Annotated in this window: 14 protein-coding genes and 1 riboswitch; all 14 genes read left to right on the forward strand. The window is 64.1% G+C overall.

Features of this window, described 5'->3' with window-relative positions; translation table 11 throughout:
- Positions 1–451 precede the first annotated feature (451 nt).
- Positions 452–551: riboswitch (guanidine-I (ykkC/yxkD leader) on the forward strand.
- Between the two features lie 57 nt (positions 552–608).
- Positions 609–1,679: a putative urea ABC transporter substrate-binding protein gene (locus tag L0U82_RS15085; protein WP_233831985.1), complete on the forward strand. Its 1,071-nt coding sequence runs from the start codon at positions 609–611 to the stop codon at positions 1,677–1,679.
- Positions 1,680–1,727: 48 nt separating this feature from the next.
- Complete coding sequence (locus tag L0U82_RS15090; protein ID WP_233831987.1) at positions 1,728–2,540, forward strand: ABC transporter permease; 813 nt, start codon at positions 1,728–1,730, stop codon at positions 2,538–2,540.
- On the forward strand, positions 2,540–3,331 hold the full coding sequence (locus L0U82_RS15095) for an ABC transporter ATP-binding protein (protein WP_233831988.1): 792 nt from the start codon (positions 2,540–2,542) through the stop codon (positions 3,329–3,331). The genes L0U82_RS15090 and L0U82_RS15095 overlap by 1 nt, the downstream gene beginning before the upstream one ends.
- A 12-nt stretch (positions 3,332–3,343) precedes the next feature.
- Positions 3,344–4,048 carry an urea amidolyase associated protein UAAP1 gene (locus L0U82_RS15100; protein ID WP_233831989.1) on the forward strand — a complete coding sequence of 235 codons (705 nt, stop codon included), beginning with the start codon at positions 3,344–3,346 and terminating at the stop codon, positions 4,046–4,048.
- Positions 4,049–4,062: 14 nt separating this feature from the next.
- Positions 4,063–4,704 carry an urea amidolyase associated protein UAAP2 gene (locus L0U82_RS15105; protein ID WP_233831990.1) on the forward strand — a complete coding sequence of 214 codons (642 nt, stop codon included), beginning with the start codon at positions 4,063–4,065 and terminating at the stop codon, positions 4,702–4,704.
- Between the two features lie 190 nt (positions 4,705–4,894).
- Complete coding sequence (uca, locus tag L0U82_RS15110) at positions 4,895–8,509, forward strand: urea carboxylase (protein WP_233831991.1); 3,615 nt, start codon at positions 4,895–4,897, stop codon at positions 8,507–8,509.
- 14 nt (positions 8,510–8,523) lie between these two features.
- The gene (gene atzF, locus L0U82_RS15115) at positions 8,524–10,362 is read left to right on the forward strand and encodes an allophanate hydrolase (RefSeq protein ID WP_233831992.1); all 1,839 of its coding nucleotides are present in this window, start codon (positions 8,524–8,526) and stop codon (positions 10,360–10,362) included.
- Between the two features lie 298 nt (positions 10,363–10,660).
- A complete protein-coding gene (locus tag L0U82_RS15120) occupies positions 10,661–11,101 on the forward strand; it encodes a hypothetical protein (protein ID WP_233831993.1) in 441 nt (146 codons plus the stop codon).
- A 34-nt stretch (positions 11,102–11,135) separates the two neighbouring features.
- Positions 11,136–12,824 carry a methyl-accepting chemotaxis protein gene (locus tag L0U82_RS15125; RefSeq protein ID WP_326489727.1) on the forward strand — a complete coding sequence of 563 codons (1,689 nt, stop codon included), beginning with the start codon at positions 11,136–11,138 and terminating at the stop codon, positions 12,822–12,824.
- Between the two features lie 189 nt (positions 12,825–13,013).
- Complete coding sequence (locus L0U82_RS15130) at positions 13,014–14,558, forward strand: sensor domain-containing diguanylate cyclase (RefSeq protein ID WP_233831995.1); 1,545 nt, start codon at positions 13,014–13,016, stop codon at positions 14,556–14,558.
- 429 nt (positions 14,559–14,987) lie between these two features.
- Positions 14,988–15,356, forward strand: coding sequence for a response regulator (locus L0U82_RS15135; RefSeq protein WP_233831997.1), 369 nt, complete (start codon positions 14,988–14,990; stop codon positions 15,354–15,356).
- Positions 15,357–15,438: 82 nt separating this feature from the next.
- Positions 15,439–15,729, forward strand: coding sequence for an STAS domain-containing protein (locus tag L0U82_RS15140; RefSeq protein ID WP_233831999.1), 291 nt, complete (start codon positions 15,439–15,441; stop codon positions 15,727–15,729).
- Positions 15,730–15,770: 41 nt separating this feature from the next.
- The gene (locus L0U82_RS15145) at positions 15,771–18,065 is read left to right on the forward strand and encodes a chemotaxis protein CheA (RefSeq protein ID WP_233832001.1); all 2,295 of its coding nucleotides are present in this window, start codon (positions 15,771–15,773) and stop codon (positions 18,063–18,065) included.
- 14 nt (positions 18,066–18,079) lie between these two features.
- A complete protein-coding gene (locus L0U82_RS15150) occupies positions 18,080–19,780 on the forward strand; it encodes a HAMP domain-containing methyl-accepting chemotaxis protein (protein ID WP_233832002.1) in 1,701 nt (566 codons plus the stop codon).
- Positions 19,781–19,816 lie beyond the last annotated feature (36 nt).

Raw genomic sequence — 19,816 nt, forward strand, 5'->3', positions numbered from 1 at the left:
ATAACCCTTCGCGTTTTACTGTGACGGTGCTCAATTCTTTACGATAACGATCGCGCGGGAAAATATTGAAAAGAGATTCGAAATCCACCCGAGTCGACTCGGTCCCATTTCTCCCGGTTGAATCGCACTCTAATTCGAATCAATAGATTTACGAAAAAAGTCCGAATCAATCCATTGAAAAGATCCTTGTACACATCCGCCTGCAATCACCCGGACACACTGCGCTGCTAGCGAACTCGCTTACCGTTCCATTACCCCCAACTCCCTCGCGAGCACCAACCTCTCACGCCCGAATCAGGTGCGCGCATTGACTTACATCGGTGCACACCTCCCCGCCACAGGGCAAAAACTCAAGGCTCAAGCCCAGCCACAGCACCACTTCGGCCCTGGCACACTTCCCGCTTTAAAGAGCACGCAAGGAGCCGGCGCAACACCCGGTTCAGACAATCTGTAAATGGACGGCTAGGGTTCCGGCCTGCATCGCGCAGGCGCTGGTCCGAGAGCCGTCGACCTCTGGCGAGGTTACACGGCGGGATAAAAGCCCGGGAGAGAACGCGATGTTTGCGCTGCTCCCTGCCGTCGCTAACCGTCCCCTCCGAGGTCAACCCATGTTCAAGCTCGTGCGCTGTCTTGGCATTGCCGCCGTCTCCCTCGCCACACTCGCATCAAGCCCCGCGTTCGCCGCGGGTCGCAATGATTTCAAGGTCTGCTGGACCATCTACGCCGGCTGGATGCCGTGGGGCCAGGCAAAAACCCAAGGCATCGTCTCCAAGTGGGCGAAGAAATACGGCATCAACGTCGATGTCGTGCAGTTGAACGACTACGTCGAATCGATCAATCAATACACGGCCGGCAAGTTCGACGGCTGCGCGATGACCAATATGGATGCGCTGACGATCCCCGCCTCCGGCGGCGTCGATTCGACCGCGCTGATCGTCAGCGACTATTCGAACGGCAACGACGGCGTGCTGATCAAGGGCAAAGGCAAACAGATCGCCGATCTGAAGGGCCAGGAAGTCAATCTCGTGCAGTTCTCCGTGTCGCACTACCTGCTCGCGCGCGCACTCGAAAGCGCGCATATGAGCGAGCGTGACCTGAAGGTCGTGAACACATCCGATGCCGACATCTCCGGCGCCTTCGCAACGCCTACGGTGCACAACGCGGTCACGTGGAACCCGATGCTCGCGGACCTGAAAGCACAGCCGAACGTCACCGAAGTCTTCGACTCGAGCAAGATCCCCGGCGAGATCATGGACATGATGGTCGTCAACACGAAGACGCTGCAGCAGAACCCGGCACTCGGCAAGGCACTGACCGGCGCGTGGTTCGAAATGGTCGCGCTGATGCACACCAATTCCGCCGAAAGCACCTCCGCGCTGACCGCGATGGCGAAGGCCTCGGGCACCGATCTCGCGAACTTCAAGGGTCAACTGTCGACCACCGCGCTCTTCTATACACCGCAAGCCGCGCTCGATTTCGTCACCAGCCCCGACATGCCGAAGATCATGACGCGCGTCGCGAAGTTCTCGTTCGATCACGGCCTGCTCGGCCAGGACGCGAAAAGCGCGGACGCGGTCGGCATGGCATTCGACAAGGGCGTCGTGATCGGCAACAAGAACAACGTCAAGCTGCGCTTCGACCCGAGCTACGTCGCGATGGCAGCGGCGGGCAAGCTCTGAGACCGGCATTGCGGCCTTTCTGCAAGGCTTTAAAACAAGGCGCCCACCATGCGACTCATCAATCGACATCCGAGCCGGATCGGCGGCCTGATGCTGCTCCTGCTGCCGTTCGTCGTGCTTTGCGCGGTCTATTTCACCGGCTCGTCGATGCGGCTCGCGGCCAATCCCGATGACAAGCTGCTGCCGAGCGCCGCGCAAATGAGCGATGCGGTCAAGACCGTCGCGTTCACCGAAGACCGGCGCACCGGCGAATATCTGCTGTGGGCCGATACGGTGTCCAGCTTGCGGCGCCTCGGCATCGGTCTCGTGGTGAGCGCGCTGATCGCGCTGACCGCCGCGATCGCCACCGGCTCGCTGCCGCTCGTCAGCGCGACGCTGTCGCCGTTCATCACCGTCGTGTCGATGGTGCCGCCGCTCGCGGTGCTGCCGATCCTGTTCATCGTGTTCGGGCTCGATGAGTTGTCGAAGGTCGTGCTGATCGTGTTCGGCATCACGCCGATGATCATTCGCGACCTGCATGCACGCGCTCGCGAGATTCCGGCCGAGCTGTGGGTCAAGGCGCAGACGCTCGGCGCCACCAGCTGGACGCTGATTCTGCGTCTGGTGCTGCCGCAACTGCTGCCGCGCCTGCTGGTCGCGATGCGTCTGTCGCTCGGCGCGGCATGGCTCTTTCTGATCGCCGCCGAGGCGATCGCGTCGACCGACGGCCTCGGCTATCGCATCTTCCTCGTGCGCCGCTATCTGTCGATGGATCTGATCCTGCCGTACGTCGCGTGGATCACGCTGCTCGCATGGCTCACCGACGAACTGCTGCGCCGGATCGCGCGGTGGTCCTTCCCCTGGTATTGCGGAGGCGCGTGATGATCGAAGTGCGCAACGTATGGAAAGAGTATGGCGACCAGGTCGTGCTCGAACGCCTGAATCTGACCGTCAAGGAAGGCGAGTTCTGTTCGATGGTCGGTGCATCGGGCTGCGGCAAGTCGACGTTTCTGCGGCTGCTGCTCGGCCAGGAGCGACCGACTCGCGGTGAGATCCTGCTCGACGGCAAGCCGTTGCCCGGTGAGCCGGACCCGCATCGCGGCGTGGTGTTTCAGCGCTACTCGGTGTTCGATCACCTGAGCGTGCTGCGCAACGTGATGCTGGGGCTCGAGCTTTCGCAAGCGAAGCTCACGGGCCGGCTCTTCGGCGCGCGGCGCCGCGCGGCTGCCGACGAAGCCGCCGCGATGCTCGAACGCGTGGGTCTGGGTGCGTCCTTGCACAAATTTCCACAGCAACTGTCGGGCGGCATGCAGCAACGTCTGGCGATCGCCCAGGCGCTGATGATGAAGCCGCGCGTGCTGCTGCTCGACGAGCCGTTCGGCGCGCTCGACCCCGGTATCCGCCGCGATATGCACGAGCTGCTATCGGACCTGTGGCGCGAAGCGAAGCTCACCATTTTCATGGTCACGCATGACCTGAAAGAGGGCTTCACGCTGGGCAGCCGCGTGCTGGTTTTCGACAAGGTGCGCGTCGATCCGCAAGCGCCCGGCGCGTATGGCGCGCGCATCACCTACAACATTCCGCTCGACCGCAGCCGCGAATCCGCATCCGCCGTTCATCTCGCTCAGGCAGCGGTGCAAGGCGCGGCGAGTGTTGAAGCGATCTCTGACTGAAGGAATTCGAAGATGAAATTGCTGCTTGAAGAACTCGTTCCCGGCGGCGGTCATACCTCGCTGATCGTCAAACGCGGCCAGTCGTTGCGCGTGACGGACCTGCGCGGTGGCGCAAACGTCAGCGTGATGATGGTCAACGCCGCGGAGAAAAGCGAACGGCTGAATCTGCCGGATTCGCTGAAGTGCCAGCACACGGCGAAGCTCACCGTCGGCCACTGCCTGTACTCCGACATGGGCCGCGTGCTCGCCGCGATCGTTGCGGATACCTGCGGCTGGCACGACAGCATCGGCGGCGTATCGAACGCAAGTGAAGTGCTCGAACGCTATGGCGCGGGCCGCTATCAGGAACTGCGCAACAGCTTCTATCGCAACGGCACCGACAACCTGCTCGTCGAAATGGGCAAGTGGGGCCTCTGCATCTCCGACCTGCTGATGACGCTGAATCTGTTCAGCCGTGTCGATGTCACCGACAACGGGACCTTGAAGTTCGTGCCCGGCAACTCGAAGGCCGGCGACTACGTCGACCTGTACGCGCCGATGAACACGCTCGTCGTGCTCACGGCGATTCAGCATCCGCTCGACCCCAATCCGGAATACGCGCCGAAGCCCGTGAAGCTCGAACTGAGCGACGCGCCAGCCGAGGTCGCCGAAATCTGCCGCACCGCCTGCGAAGAAAACGCACGCGGCTTCATCAATACCGAGCGGTTCTTTCTTTGAGCGGAGACCGACCCATGACCAGCACGCTTACCGTCAGCGAAAAACAGCCTGAAAACGCGGCCTATCGCGAAACACTCGCCGCGGGCGAGCCATGGCTTCACGAAGTGAAAGCCGGCCAGACACTGCGCATCGTCGACCTCGAAGGCAATCAGGCCGTCGATACGCTGTTCTACAGTCTCGCCGATCCACGCGAGCGTTTCGATCCGCAGCGCACGTTGCGCCGGCAACAAAGCCTTTATCTGGGCTCGGGCTCGGTGCTGTATTCGAACCTCGGCAATCCGATGCTGACGATCGTCGCCGACACCTGCGGCCGTCACGATACGCTCGGCGGCGCCTGCGCGCAGGAGAGCAACACGGTGCGCTATGCGCTGGAAAAGCGCTACATGCATAGCTGCCGCGACAACTTCCTGCGTGCGTGCGCGCACGACGGACGTCTGGCGAAACAGGACATCGGCGCGAACGTGAACTTCTTCATGAACGTACCGGTGACGGCCGAAGGCGGACTCACGTTCGAAGACGGCATTTCCGCGCCGGGCAAGTACGTCGAGCTGCGCGCCGAGATGGACGTGATCGTGCTGATTTCTAACTGCCCGCAGCTGAACAATCCGTGCAACGCGTACAACCCGACGCCCGCCGAGCTGCTGATATGGAACTGACGCGCATCCGCAACTGGCTCTTTTTCGTCATGCTGGTTCGCGCCGGGCGCTGTGTCGCCGTGACGCGCGAACAACTGCGCCGAGCCCAGCGCTGACGCAACCGTAACTGCAACCGCGACCGCGGCCGTGGACGACCACGGCCGGCACCTCCCACGGCGGGACGGCCCGCCTCTGATTCAACACACCTTCCATGTTCGAGAAGATTCTGATCGCCAATCGCGGCGCTATCGCGTGCCGCATTCTGAGAACGTTGCGCGAGCTCGATGTCACCGGCGTCGCGATCTATGCGGAAGCCGACCGCGCGAGCCGTCACGTCAGCGAAGCGCCTGTCGCGCATGGTCTCGGCGAGGGTCCGGCCGCGACGACCTATCTCGACACGGCGAAGATCCTCGAGATCGCGCGTCGCGAGAACGTGCAGGCGATCCATCCCGGCTATGGCTTTCTATCGGAAAACGCGGCGTTCGGCGAAGCCTGCGAAGCGGCCGGCATCGCGTTCATCGGACCGACGCCCGCGCAGTTGCGCGCGTTCGGTCTGAAGCACACAGCTCGCGAAATCGCCGCCAACGAAGGCGTGCCGATGCTGCGCGGCACCGGGCTGCTCGACGATCTGCCGGCGGCGCTCGCAGCCGCGCAGACCATCGGCTATCCGGTGATGCTGAAAAGCACCGCGGGCGGCGGCGGTATCGGCATGCGGGTGTGCTGGGATGCCGATGAACTCGGCGCCCATTTCGACGCGGTCAAACGGCTCGGCGAGAACAACTTCAGCGATGCCGGCGTGTTTCTGGAGAAGTACATCGAACGCGCGCGGCATCTGGAAGTGCAGGTATTCGGCGACGGTAAAGGCGGAGCAATCGCACTCGGCGTGCGCGATTGCTCGGTGCAGCGGCGCAATCAGAAAGTGCTGGAGGAAACGCCCGCGCCCTGTCTGCCCGAAGGCATGTCGGCCGCGTTGTGCGAGGCCGCGGTCAAGCTCGCGAAGGCGGTCGACTATCGCTCCGCCGGCACCGTCGAGTTCGTCTACGACAGCGCCGCGCAACAGTTCTACTTTCTCGAAGTCAACACGCGTCTGCAGGTCGAGCACGGCGTCACCGAACAGGTGTGGGGCGTCGACCTCGTGCGCTGGATGATCGAACTCGCGGCCGGCACGCTCGCGCCACTACACGAACTCACGGCGAATCTGACGCCGCGCGGGCACGCGATTCAGGCCCGGCTCTATGCCGAAGACCCGGGCCGCGATTTCAAACCGAGCCCCGGTCTGCTGACCGATGTCGCGTTCCCGCCCGCGGACGGCAGCGCGCTGCGCATCGATACGTGGATCGAGGCCGGTTGCGAAGTGCCCCCGTACTTCGACCCAATGCTCGCCAAAGTGATCGCGTGGTCGCCGACCCGCGACGAAGCGCGCACCGCGCTCGACCATGCATTGGCAAACACACGCCTCTACGGCGTCGAAACGAATCGCGACTATCTGCGCCAGATTCTGAGCGCCGCGCCGTTCGCATCGGGAGAGCCGTGGACCCGTTGCCTTGAAGGGCTCAAGTACCGGGCGACGACCGTCGAAGTGATCAGCGGCGGCACGCAAACCACGGTGCAGGACTATCCGGGCCGGCTCGGCTATTGGGCGGTCGGCATCCCGCCGTCGGGACCGATGGACGATCGCGCGATGCGGCTCGGCAATCGCCTGCTCGGCAACGCGGCCGATGCCGCCGCGCTCGAAGTGACGATGAGCGGACCGACGCTGCGCTTCAATACCGATGCGGTGATCGCTGTAACCGGCGCGGAAATCCCCGTACTGCTCGACGACGTCGCGCAGCCGCTGAATACGACGATCGCTGTGCGCGCCGGTTCGACGCTGACACTCGGCACGATCCGCGGCCGAGGCGCGCGCGCTTATCTATGCGTGCGCGGCGGCTTCGATGTCGCCGACTATCTCGGCAGCCGCAGCACCTTCACGCTCGGTCAGTTCGGCGGACATGGCGGCCGCGCGATCCGCGCGGGCGACGTGCTGCACCTCTATCCGCTCGACGATACGCAGGCCGGCGCGGTGCTCGCGCATGCGCCCACGCTCGATAGCGTGCGCACCCTGCGCGTGATTTACGGCCCGCACGGCGCGCCCGAATACTTCAGCCAGCGCTATATCGAACGGCTGCTCGACACCGAATGGGAGATTCACTTCAATTCGAGCCGCACCGGTGTGCGCCTGATCGGACCGAAGCCCGAATGGGCGCGCGAAGACGGCGGCGAAGCGGGCCTGCATCCGTCGAACATTCACGACAATCCGTACGCGATCGGCGCGGTCGATTTCACCGGCGACATGCCCGTGATTCTCGGCCCCGATGGCCCGAGCCTCGGCGGTTTCGTGTGTCCGGTGACGATCATCGAAGCGGACCTGTGGCAGATCGGCCAGCTGAAAGCCGGCGACAAGATCCGCTTCGTGCCGGTCGGCGTCGATGAAGCGCGCGCGGCCGCGCGCCAACGTCTGCGCGAACTGGAGAGCCTCACGATCGAGCAAAGCGCGCCGCTCAACACCGCAGGCACACTGACGTCGCCGGTGGTGCTCGATACCGGAGCGGATCACGAACGGCTCGTCGCGCGCGTGTCGGGCGACACACATCTGCTGCTCGAAATCGGACCGGCCGAACTCGACCTCGTGTCGCGCTTCCGCGGCCATGCGCTGATGCAGTCGCTGGAAGCCATGGCGCTGCCCGGCGTGATCGACCTGACGCCTGGCATTCGCTCGCTGCAGATTCACTACCGGCCGGAGGCGTTGCCGCTTGCCGATCTGCTCGACATCGTCGCGCGCGCGTGGAGCCAGGTGCTGTTGCACAAGGACCTGCGCGTGCCGTCCCGCATCGTTCATCTGCCGCTGTCGTGGGATGACCCGGCATGCCAGCTCGCGATCGAGAAATACATGACCACGGTGCGCAAGGACGCACCGTGGTGCCCGAGCAACCTCGAATTCATTCGCCGTATCAACGATCTCGATTCGCTCGACGCGGTCAGGCAGATCGTCTTCGATGCGAGCTATCTGGTGATGGGACTCGGCGACGTGTATCTCGGCGCGCCGGTCGCGACGCCGCTCGACCCGCGCCACCGGCTGGTGACGACCAAATACAACCCGGCGCGCACGTGGACCGCGGAGAACTCCGTCGGTATCGGCGGCGCGTATCTGTGTGTGTATGGGATGGAAGGACCCGGCGGCTATCAGTTCGTCGGCCGCACGTTGCAGATGTGGAATCGCTACCGCAAGACCGCGGACTTCGCCGGGCAGCATTATCTGCTGCGCTTCTTCGATCAGATCCGCTTCTACGAAGTATCGGCCGACGAGCTGTTGCGCATCCGCGCCGACTTTCCGCTGGGCCGCTATCCGCTGCGAATCGAAGAGGCCGAGCTGTCGTTGCCGGACTATCAGGCCTTCCTCGCCGACGAATCGGCTAGCATCGACGCGTTCCGTTCGCGCCAGCGCACGGCCTTCCAGGCGGAGCGTGAACGGTGGCGTGAAGCCGGCGCATCCGAGCAGACGTTCGAGCCGCCGCTTGCGCAGGATACGGAGCTCGCGGCGCTGGAAGATGGCGAAGTCGCAGTAGACAGCGAAATCGCCGGCAGTCTGTGGCAAGTAAAAGTGAAGCCCGGCGAGACAGTCGATGCCGGCGACGTGCTGCTCGTCATCGAGTCGATGAAGATGGAAATCTCCGTGTGCGCGCCGTGCGCCGGAACCGTCGCGCAAATTCACGTGGCGCCGGGTTCGCCGGTGCGAGCCGGGCAGCGCGTGGCGGTCATCGCACGTCAGCAGAACCTCAATCAATAGCTGGATAGATCACCATGACGTCATTCGATCTGCGTCTTCCGACACTTCGCGCCGCCTACCGCGCGGGGAGTCTCACGCCGCGCGGGCTCGTCGCCGAACTGCTCGATAAAGCCGCCACGCTGAACCCCGAGTTCAATCTTTTCATCCATCTTCTGAGCGTTGAAGAAGTCGCGCCGTATCTCGACTGGCTCGACACTCAGGACATCGACAAGCTGCCGCTGTATGGCATTCCGTTCGCGATCAAGGACAACATCGATCTCGCCGGCATCCCGACGACAGCCGCCTGTCCCGCGTTCGCTTACACACCCACGGAATCGGCGACGCTGGTCGCGCAGTTGATCGCGCTCGGCGCGATACCGCTCGGCAAGACCAATCTCGATCAGTTCGCGACCGGTCTGAACGGCACGCGTTCGCCGTACGGCAAATGCCGCAATAGCGTGCATCCGGACTATCCGTCGGGCGGCTCGAGCGCCGGTTCGTCGCTGGCGGTCGCACTCGGTGTGGCGAGCTTCGCGCTCGGTACCGACACGGCCGGTTCCGGCCGCGTGCCGGCCGCGCTGAACAATCTGATCGGACTCAAGCCGAGCAAGGGCTTGTTGTCCACCGCGGGTGTCGTGCCCGCGTGCCGCACGCTCGACTGCGTGACGTTTTTCACCGCGACCGCGCAGGAAGCCAGCGAGCTGCTGGCATTGACCGCGCGCGCCGATCCGCGCGACGCATACAGCCGCAAGAATCCACAATGGAACAGCGCACGCGCGTTCGGCACGCCCGCCGCGTTCCGCTTCGGCGTGCCCGCGCAACTGGAATTCGCGGGTTGCACGGAGAGCCCGGCCTTATTCGCGAAAGCGCGTGCGTTGCTCGAAGAAGCCGGTGGAGAAGCAGTCGAAATCGACTTCGAGCCGTTCGTCGAAGCGGCCAGACTGCTCTATCAAGGTCCGTGGGTCGCCGAACGTTACAGCGTGGCCGGCGAATTGATGACGACGCAGCCCGACGCGGTACTGCCGGTCATCCGCGATGTGCTGGCCAAGGCGCCGGGTGCCACCGCAGTCGAGCTATTTCGCGCGCAGTATCGTCTGCAGGAATTGAAAGCACGCTGCGATGCTTTGCTCGAATCGCTGGACTTCGTGCTGACGCCCGCGTATCCACGCGCGGTGACGCTCGACGAACTGGAGCGCGATCCGATCGGCCCGAACTCCTTACTGGGCTATTACACGAACTTCATGAATCTGCTGGACTACGCGGCCGTCGCGACGCCGACCGGTTTCATGAAGAACGGCCTGCCCTGGGGTGTCACCGTGTTCGGCCGCGCGATGACCGACCAGTATCTGCTGGGCGTCGCCGATCTGCTGCAACGAAACAGCGCGGTGCCATGCGTCGGCGGTCAACCGCCGTTGCCTGCCGAGCCGCGCACCGCAAGCCACGACCGGATGCGGATCGTGGTCTGCGGCGCGCACATGCAAGGCTTGCCGCTCAATCGCGATCTGGTTGCGCGCGGCGCGCATCTGGTGCGCGCCACGCATACCGCCGCGCATTACCGGTTAGCGGCGCTGCCCGCGTCGGCGGACGGCACACGACGTCCAGGCATGTGGCGCGTAGCCGGCAACATCGAAAGCGACCCGTCGCACAATGGTGTAGGGATCGCGGTCGAAGTATGGGAGATGCCCAGTTCGGAGTTCGGTTCATTCATCGCGACCGTGCCCTCGCCTCTCGTGCTCGGCAAGGTCGAACTCGCGGACGGCTCGTGGATAACCGGCTTCCTGTGCGAACCGTATGCGATACAAGCCGCAACGGATATCTCCACGTTCGGCGGATGGCGAGCCTGGCTCGCCAGTGAGTGCAGTTCCGTTTCCTGACTCTGAGTGAATGGGAGCGGCCTGATGGAAGCTTCGAGGCCGCTCCATCGCATTCGATAACAAACACCGACGTGGAAGCGATTCCAACCGGAGTACTTCCACTCAGCAATTGCTATCGCAAACGATTACTTCGCAGCTCTCGCCATTCCGGGTACTCCAAAAAATAAAACCCTCGTCCGGAGATTGGCCAGTTAATTGTCTGAAGAAAATCTGAATCAGCGCAGTGTCATTGCAATAGTGCTGCTTCAGGTTTGCACAGACCTCACACTTCACGCGTCGTGCGTGGAGCGATCACTCCATGCCTCAACTATTGGGCATCGCTGTCGTTAACACGGACAACTACGCACAGCACCGCATCAGCGATCCGCAGGCAGCACGCGACGGTTCGATTCCGACAGGTATCGCGCGGCAGGTTCAGCACACCGTGCGCCACGTCGGAACATCACTGTCGGCCGATATCATGAATGACCGGGTACTCCGATGCCTTCCGGCATCACTTCGTCGTGCCACGAATGGCACGCGTCGTCATCGCAAACAAGCCATCGCGCTCCGAACAGCGGGGAAAAGCGCTATTTCAACGTTTGCTCTGCCCGGTTCTTTTGCATATTCATTTAAATACGGCCGTTCGAAACCGCGCGTGAAAGTCGAGCGAGTGCATACCGGCACATCGCGTATTTCGATGCCGCGTACGAACGTGCTAATCGTCGGGCGCGCAAGCGCAAACGGATGTGAGTCGTAGATCGAACGAGTATTTTTTCAGGTGGTCGGGTCAAGTGAATATCAAACGTAAATTTCAGATTCTGATGCTGGTGACGGTGTGTGCGATGGGAGGCGTGCTCGCGGTCACCACGAAGGCGTTCGACTCGATCGGCGACGCGTCGTCGATCGCGACGAGACGGCAACAGCAGATTCGCGGCATGACCGAAATCAAGGCAAGCGCGATGTCCACGATCCAGCTCGATCCGACCACCGACGATACGAAGCAGGTCTTCACCACCGCCGAGCAGAACATCGACAAATGGACCGGCATCATCGAGCCGATCCTGACCACCCCGGAGCGGCGCGAAAAGTTCAAGACGCTGATAGAAAGCTGGAAAGCGTACGACCAGAAGTCGCGGCAAATCATCGGCACGGCCGCGCAAGACCCGAAGGCCGCGAACGATAGCGTGAACGCGATCTATCACACGAACTTCCAGCCGTTCCAGGCACTGCTCGACCAGAACATCGCCGAAATCGCCGAACGCGCTAACGCCGCCACCACAAGCGCGGACGAGACCCGCGAAAACATGATGTACCTCATCATCGTCGTGATGTGTGTCGGTCTCGCGTTGGTGGCCGGATGGATCTGGGCATTGTCCCGCATGATTCTCAGAGCGCTGAATAACATCCGCGCGACGCTGCAACAGGCGAGCGAATCGCTCGACCTGAGCCATCGCGTGCCGGTCCACGCGATGGACGAAATCGGTATGGCGGCCACCGCGTACAACGATCTGATGAGCCGTGTCGTCGACGTGTTGACGACGGTGCGCGAATCGACCGAGTCGGTGAGCGTCGCATCGAAGGAAATCGCGGCGGGCAACGTCGATCTGTCGTCGCGCACCGAAGAACAGGCCGCATCGCTCGAACAGACGGCAGCCAGCATGGAGGAACTGACCGGCACCGTGCGCCAGAACGCGGAGAATGCGCGCCAGGCGAGCACGCTCGCGGCCAACGCGTCGGGCATCGCCGAAGAAGGCAGCGGCGTGGTGCAGCGCGTGGTCTCGACGATGGATGAAATCAAGGACAGCTCGTCGAAGATCGCCGACATCATCGGCATCATCGAAGGCATCGCGTTCCAGACCAATATCCTCGCGCTGAACGCAGCGGTCGAAGCGGCTCGCGCGGGAGAACAAGGCCGCGGCTTCGCGGTCGTGGCGGGCGAAGTGCGCGCGCTCGCGCAGCGCTCGTCGACGGCGGCGAAGGAAATCAAGGCGCTGATCGATACGTCGGTATCGCGCGTGCTCACCGGCGCGGACCTCGTCGATCAGGCCGGCGCGACGATGCAGCAGATCAGCGTCGCCGTCACGCGCGTCACCGACATCATGGGCGAGATCGCGTCGGCATCCGACGAGCAGAGCAAGGGCATCGATCAGGTCGGCCAGGCCGTCACGCAAATGGACGAAGTCACGCAGCAGAATGCCGCGCTGGTTGAAGAGGCCGCGGCCGCCGCGCAGTCGCTCGACGACCAGGCCGCGAAACTGAAGGCCGCGGTCGCCACGTTCAGGCTCGGCAACGCGAATGCCGCCGCACCGGTTCTCGCGCGCGCCGCCATGCAACGCGCCGCCGTGCCGGCCAGCAGACGCGTCGCGGTGAAGGCGCGCGTCGAGCCGCGCAGCGACGTTCGCAACGAAGCGCCCGCCGCGCAGGCACCAGTTGCGGCACCAGTTGCCGCACAGGCCAGCGACGACTGGCAAACCTTCTGATCACCCGGACAGCCCGTATCGATTGCACCGCGCGCCGCGACGGCGGCCGCGACCCGAAGAAGGTGTAGCGCCCGATAAAAACCAACCCCAGGGAGGGAGCCGGATTTCGGCAAGCGCACGCGAACGCGGCATGGTTCGCGGCGCGGTCGAAGGACCGGGTCAATGAGCGTAACGATGGAAAGAAGTCGGATGAACTGGCTTTCGCGCGCCGCGCATATTCCCGCGAGGCTGGCGAGCCGCGCGTTGTCTCCGGTTGGTGTCGTCGTCGCCTGCGTGATGCTGACGCTTTTCATGTGGGGCGTATGCGCGCGCGATCTGATCGGCATGCGCCGCGAAGCGTACTCGCGCGCCGTCAACGACGCGCAGAATCTGATGTTCTTCATCGCGCACGACATCGATGAAAACGTCGATCTGTTCGACCGCTCGCTACAAGCGGTCGTCGAGAATCTCGGCGACCCCGGAGTGATGCAGTTGCCGCCGCTGCTGCGCAATCAGTTGCTGTTCGCCGGCGCGACGCCGGAAAGTTACTTCGGCGCGGTCTTCGTGACCGACGCGAACGGCACGGTCGTGCTGGACTCGACCGCGCTGACCGCGCGCCCGACCCGCGACGCCGACCGTCGCTACCTGCTCGCCCAGGGCGGCAGTTGCGGCAACGATCTGTTCATCGGCGCGCCCTATCGATCGCCCTTGACGTACGACACCTATGTGGTCGGCTTCAGCCGTTGCCTGAGCACGCCGAGCGGCAAATTCGACGGCATCGTGGCCGGCACGCTCAGCGTCGATTATTTCCGCTCCCTGCTGGGCGGCGTCGCGCTCGGCAAGGACGGCTTCGCGGCGGTGATCCACAGCAACGGCTCGCTGGTGTCGCAGCAGCCCGACACGCCCGGCTCGGTCGGCCGGGACATGAGCCACGATCCGCTGTTTCTGCGCATGCGCGGCAAAAGCGAGGGCGCCTTTGCCGCGTTCGACGAAACAACCGGCACGCGGCGCCTGTACGTGTTCAAGCGGCTTTCCCAGGCGCCGTTGCTGCTGGTGGTCGCGCCGTCGCTCGCCGACGTCTACGCGGGCTGGCGACAGCGCGCGATCCGGGTCGGTCTGCTGACGCTGGTCTTCACGCTGTCGATGGGCCTGTGCGCGAGCGTGCTTGCCACCGAGTTGAAACGCCGCCAGCACGCCGAGGGCCGTTTGCGAATCGCGGCGGCGACCGACGCATTGACCGGACTCTCGAATCGCGGCGTATTCGACGCGGTGCTGCGGCGGCTGTGGCGGCAATCGATGCGCGACGCGAGCCCGATTTCGCTGCTGTTCGTCGACGTCGACTTCTTCAAGAAATACAACGACACCTACGGCCACTCGGCCGGCGACGAAACGCTGAAGGAAGTCGCCGAAACGATGATGGCGTGCATCGGCCGTCCGCTCGACGAAATCGCGCGCTACGGCGGCGAAGAGTTCGTCGCGTTGCTGCCGGGTACGGGCGCCGACAACGCGCGAATTGTCGCCGAAGCGCTGCGGCGCGCGGTTCACGACCTGAACATCGCGCATAAGCAGTCGCCATGGCGGCGCGTGACCGTCAGCATCGGCGTCGCGACCCGCCGCGCTACGCATGGTGAAAAGGCTTTCGCATTGGTGAAAATGGCCGATTCCGCGCTTTACGCCGCGAAAGCCGCGGGGCGAAATCGCATTGGGGAAAACGGAATCGGCGTATCCGAGCCGCTTGAAGCAGAGGCTGAATAAGTAACGAATCGCTCGATCACCGGTTAAAGCGAATAAATCAATTTCGCGCAAACGTTTTATTGAAAAAACAGCACGTGCCGTGTGAATAACTGACGAATCGCCGCGATTTTCCCGCTGACAAATGCCCTAAAGCAATTCGCCAGAACGCCGATATAAATACTCGAACGCAACCATGACCGCCGGAAAGTAGAGCAGCACTAGAAAGGGAAAACCAGCTCGCAGTTCGGGCAGAAGCGCAGCAGCAGTCGTCGATGGTCGTGAAAGCGCTCGATGCCGCGCCGTACCAGCAGGTCTGCGGTCGCGGCGGGCAAGCCAGCCATGCAGTGAAGTGAAGCAGAGCGCCATCGACGGGGATGGCGAACCGCCGGACAGAAGGATTCGCGCAGCGCGAGCCACACCGGCGCAGCCATCACCTACATCTGACACACCATGCCAAAGACCGTAATGATCGTCGATGACTCAGCCTCCTTGCGACAGGTACTGGGCATCGCGCTGCGCGACGCGGGCTATGAAGTGATCGAAGCCTGCGACGGCTGCGATGCGCTGGAAAAACTGACGGGGCAAAAGATCCATCTGATGATCAGTGACATGAATATGCCCAATATGGACGGCATTCACTTCGTGAAAGCCGTCAAGCAACTGCCGAACTATCGCTTTACGCCGGTGGTGATGCTGACCACCGAATCGGCGGAGCACAAAAAGCGCGAGGGGCGCGCGGCCGGTGCAGGCGCGTGGATCGTCAAGCCGTTCAAGGCCGAGCAGATGGTCGGCGTGGTGCGCCGGCTGGTGCTGCCCTGACAGGCGGCCGCGATCCTGTCTCCGTTCAACCTCGAGTCCGGCGAACCGAACGATGCCCTCCTCCGCTTCAGCCCAATCCTGCGTGCAAGTCGCCGTCGAAGGCGAATTGACGATCTATCGCGCGAATGAACTGAAACAGATTTTCCTGTCGGCGCTCGACAGCGCCGATACGCTCGTGATCGATCTGTCGGCGGTCACCGAAATCGACAGCGCGGGCGTGCAGTTGCTGATGATGGCGAGCGCGGCGGCGCGCGAGGCCGGCTGCGAATTGCGGCTGACCGGCCACAGCTCCGCCGTGCGGGAAGTCTTCGACCTACTCGATCTGGCCGGCTATTTCAACGACCCGCTGCTCGCGCCTTCGAGCCGCGGATAACCGTCACCCGTGGATTTCATCTCAACGCCGCCGGGCACACCATGAATCTGGACCACGCGCTCACCACCTTTATCGCCGAGAGTCGCGACCTGCTGGAGAACATGGAAAGCGCGCTGCTGTCGCTCGGCGAAAATCCGCGCGACGGCGAAGCGGTCAATGCGATCTTTCGCGCCGCGCATACGATCAAGGGCTCGGCGGGTCTGTTTGGGCTCGACCATATCGTCGGGATCACGCATCTGCTCGAAAGCGTGCTCGACGAGATGCGCGGCGGCCGCGTCGCGGTCGACGCCGGCATGATGGTGTTGCTGCTCGCCTGCGGCGACCACATCGCGTCGCTGATCACCGCGCTCGAACAGGGCCGTCACGGCAACGACACCGAATCCGTGCAACGCGCGCAGCAATTGATGGCGCAACTGCACGGCTATCTGGGCCAACGCGGCGCGCCCGCGGCCGCCACGGTCACGACCGTCACTATCGTCGACAGCACCGCCGCGGACCCGGCCGGCGACACCGCTGAAGACACTGCCGGCAACGTGCCGCGCGAGCCCGGCATCGGCCATTGGCATATTTCGCTGCGCTTCGGTGCCAGCGTGCTGCGCAACGGCCTCGACCCGCTGTCCTTGCTGCGTTACCTGGGCACGCTCGGCGAATTCGCCGCGGTCGTGACGATGTCCGACGCGATGCCGGTAGCCGCCGACATGGACCCCGAACTCTGCTATCTCGGCTTCGAAATCGCCTTTCGCTCCGACGCGGATCGCGCGACGATCGAAGGCGCGTTCGAGTTCGTCATCGACGACTGCGAGGTGCGCATCCTCGCACCGGACAGCTCGCCGCGCGATTGCGCGCAACTGCTCAGCGAACTCGGCACCGATCCGGTGCGCGCCGGCGAGATGCTGGTTCGCTGTGGCACGCTCGACACCGCGCAGCTCGATGCGGTGCTGCGCGACGTGATGGGCGCCACGCACTCGGTGAGCGCCGCGCATCCGCTGGCGATGGCCGCCGCGCAAACGGAACCCGCGCCGCCGTCGCCACCGCACACAGCGCCCAGAACGCAGATGGCCGCGCCACTCACGCCCACCGCCGCGCAGATGCTGCGCGCGAAGGAAGCGGCGGAGCGCCAGTCGTTGCGGGTCGACGCGCAGCGGCTCGATCAGTTGATCGATCTGCTCGGCGAACTGACGATCGCCGCCGCCGGCACCGCGCTCACGGCCCGCCGCAGTCGTAACGCGGAACTGGAGGAATGCACGGCGACGCTGACCGCGCTGGTCCGCGAAGTCCGCGACGCGGCACTGCATTTGCGCATGGTCCGCATCGGCGCGACGTTCAACCGCTTTCAGCGCGTGGTGCACGATCTGTCGCACGAGATGGGCAAGGACATCGCGCTGGTCGTCAACGGCGAAGATACCGAACTCGACAAGACGCTGGTCGAAAAGCTGGCCGACCCGCTGACGCACATGGTGCGCAACGCGATCGACCACGGCATCGAAATGCCGGCCGAACGGCTGCGCGCGGGCAAGCATTCGCGCGGTACGGTCACGCTCAACGCGTATCACGACTCGGGCAGCGTCGTGATCGAAGTGAGCGACGACGGCGCCGGCATGAACCGCAAAAAGATTCTCGCGAAGGCAGTCGAGCGCGGCCTCGTTTCGGCGGACGCCAAGCTGCCCGAACGGGAAGTCTTCGAGCTGATCTTCGAGCCGGGCTTTTCCACCGCCGATCACGTGACGAGCCTGTCCGGGCGCGGCGTCGGCATGGACGTCGTCAGACGCAACATCACCGCGCTGCGCGGCAGCATCGCGATCGACAGCAAGCCGGGCATCGGCACGCGGATGACCGTGCGGCTGCCGCTCACGCTGGCGATCATCGACGGCTTCATGGTGGAAGTCGACGACGCCGCGTTCGTGATCCCGCTCGAGATGGTCGACGAATGCATCGAATTCAACGACAAGGCCGGCCGCGACTACACGAACCTGCGCGGCAACGTGCTGCCGCTAATCCGCCTGCGCGAGTTCTTCGCCCTCGACTCCACGCCGACCCGGCGCCAGAGCGTGGTCGTGATCAAGCATGGCGAGCTGCGCGCGGGGCTCGTTGTCGATGGTCTCGTCGGCGAATTGCAGACCGTGATCAAACCGCTGAGCCCGGTTTTTTCGCGGGTTCGCTGCATCAGTGGCTCGACGATCCTCGGCAGCGGCGACGTCGCGCTGATCATCGACGTCCCCGCGCTCTTCAGCAGCATTTGCGGCGGCAACGTTCGAGCCGACGTCACGGGCGCCTCGCCGATCTCGTGGAAAGCAGCGCGGCAGCCGGCGCACGAGCACGCGCCCCACATTGACTGAATGAAGGACATTTCATGCTCGGAAATCTCTCTCTGAAGGCAAAGGCGACCCTGCTGCTGGGCGTGGGCGTGCTGGCGACACTGATGGTGCTGGACATCGGGCTCGCCGGGCTGAAAACGGTCGCCGCGCATCTCGACGAGATCGGCCGCGACCATCTGCCGTCGGTCGAAGGGCTGATGATCGTCCACGAAGGGCAAACGGCGATTCGCTCCGCCGATCGCGCGGTCGATTCGCTGGCCAGTTTTCCGGACGAATTCGGCAAGATCGGCGCGCAGCTCGATCGCAAACAGGAACTGTGGGCACGCGTCGAGAAGGGCTGGAACCGCTATGAGCCGTTGCCGCAGACGCCGGAGGAGACGGTCGTGTGGCAGCAGTTCGTGAAGGACTGGCAAGCCTGGAAGGACGCGGAAACGCGGCTGACCGACCAGCAGCTCGAAATTACGCACGCCGACCCCGGCGAGCGATCGGCGCTGTTCGTCGCGCTGCATCAATCGCTGGTCGAAAGCGATACGCAGTTCCGCGTCGCGGCGACCGATCTGTCACAACTGGTCGCCATGAACATGCGCTACGGCAAGACCGCGACCGACGCCATCGACGCGGACGCGACCCGCACGCTCCGGCACATGTATATCGCGGCGGCCGCGCTGCTGACGCTGCTGATCGCGCTGGGCGTGGTGATCGTCGGCGCGATCATGCGCACGCTCGGCGGCGACCCGTCGTATGCGGCCGAAATCGTCCGCAAGGTGGCGGGCGGCGATCTGCGCGTCGACGTGCAGACCCGCGCGCGTGATCGTTCGAGCATGCTGTTCGCGGTCAAGGAAATGGTCGCGCGGCTGTCGCAGGTGGTGGGCGAAGTGCATGACGGCGCGGCCAATCTGTCGCGCGCGTCGGAGCAGTTGAACGACACCGCGCAGTCGCTATCGCAGTCGGCGAGCGAACAGGCGGCCGGCGTCGAGGAAACCAGCGCGTCGCTCGAAGAGATGACCACGTCGATCGCGCAGAACACGGAGAACGCGCGGGTCACCGACGGTATGGCGACGACGGCGGCGAGCGAGGCGAACGAAGGCGGCGACGCGGTCCGCGCGACCGTCGCGGCGATGAAACAGATTGCCGGCAAGATCGGCATCATCGACGACATCGCCTATCAGACCAACCTGCTCGCGTTGAACGCGGCGATCGAAGCCGCGCGCGCCGGCGAGCACGGCAAGGGCTTCGCGGTGGTGGCCGCCGAGGTGCGCAAGCTCGCCGAGCGCAGCCAGGTCGCGGCGCAGGAAATCAGCGAGGTCGCGGGCAGCAGTGTCGAGCTGGCCGAGCGCGCCGGCCTGCTGCTGGACTCGATGGTGCCGAATATCCGCAAGACGTCGGAACTCGTGCAGGAGATCACGTCGGCGTCGGAAGAACAGGCCACCGGCGTGTCGCAGATCACCAGCGCGGTCATGCAACTGAACGAGGCGACCCAGCAGACCGCCGCCAGCTCCGAGGAACTCGCCGCGACCGCCGAGGAAATGAGCGGCCAGGCGCGCCAGCTTCAGCAAACGGTCGACTTTTTCAAGCTGGCGGCGACGCCGGCCGGCTCCGCGCCGTGGTCCGGCGACGGCCGGCGCCGCGCCGCCGCCGCGAGGCAGCGTGGCAAGCCGCGCGGCAGACGGCAGTCGAGCGCGCTGGAGCTGGAGTCGGCCGAGCCCTTCGACGAGTCGAGCTTCGTCAGGTACTAGGGGCCGCGGACATGGAGACAGCATGCAGGAAAGAGA

The organism is Paraburkholderia sp. ZP32-5, from assembly GCF_021390495.1.
Classification (GTDB): Bacteria; Pseudomonadota; Gammaproteobacteria; order Burkholderiales; family Burkholderiaceae; genus Paraburkholderia.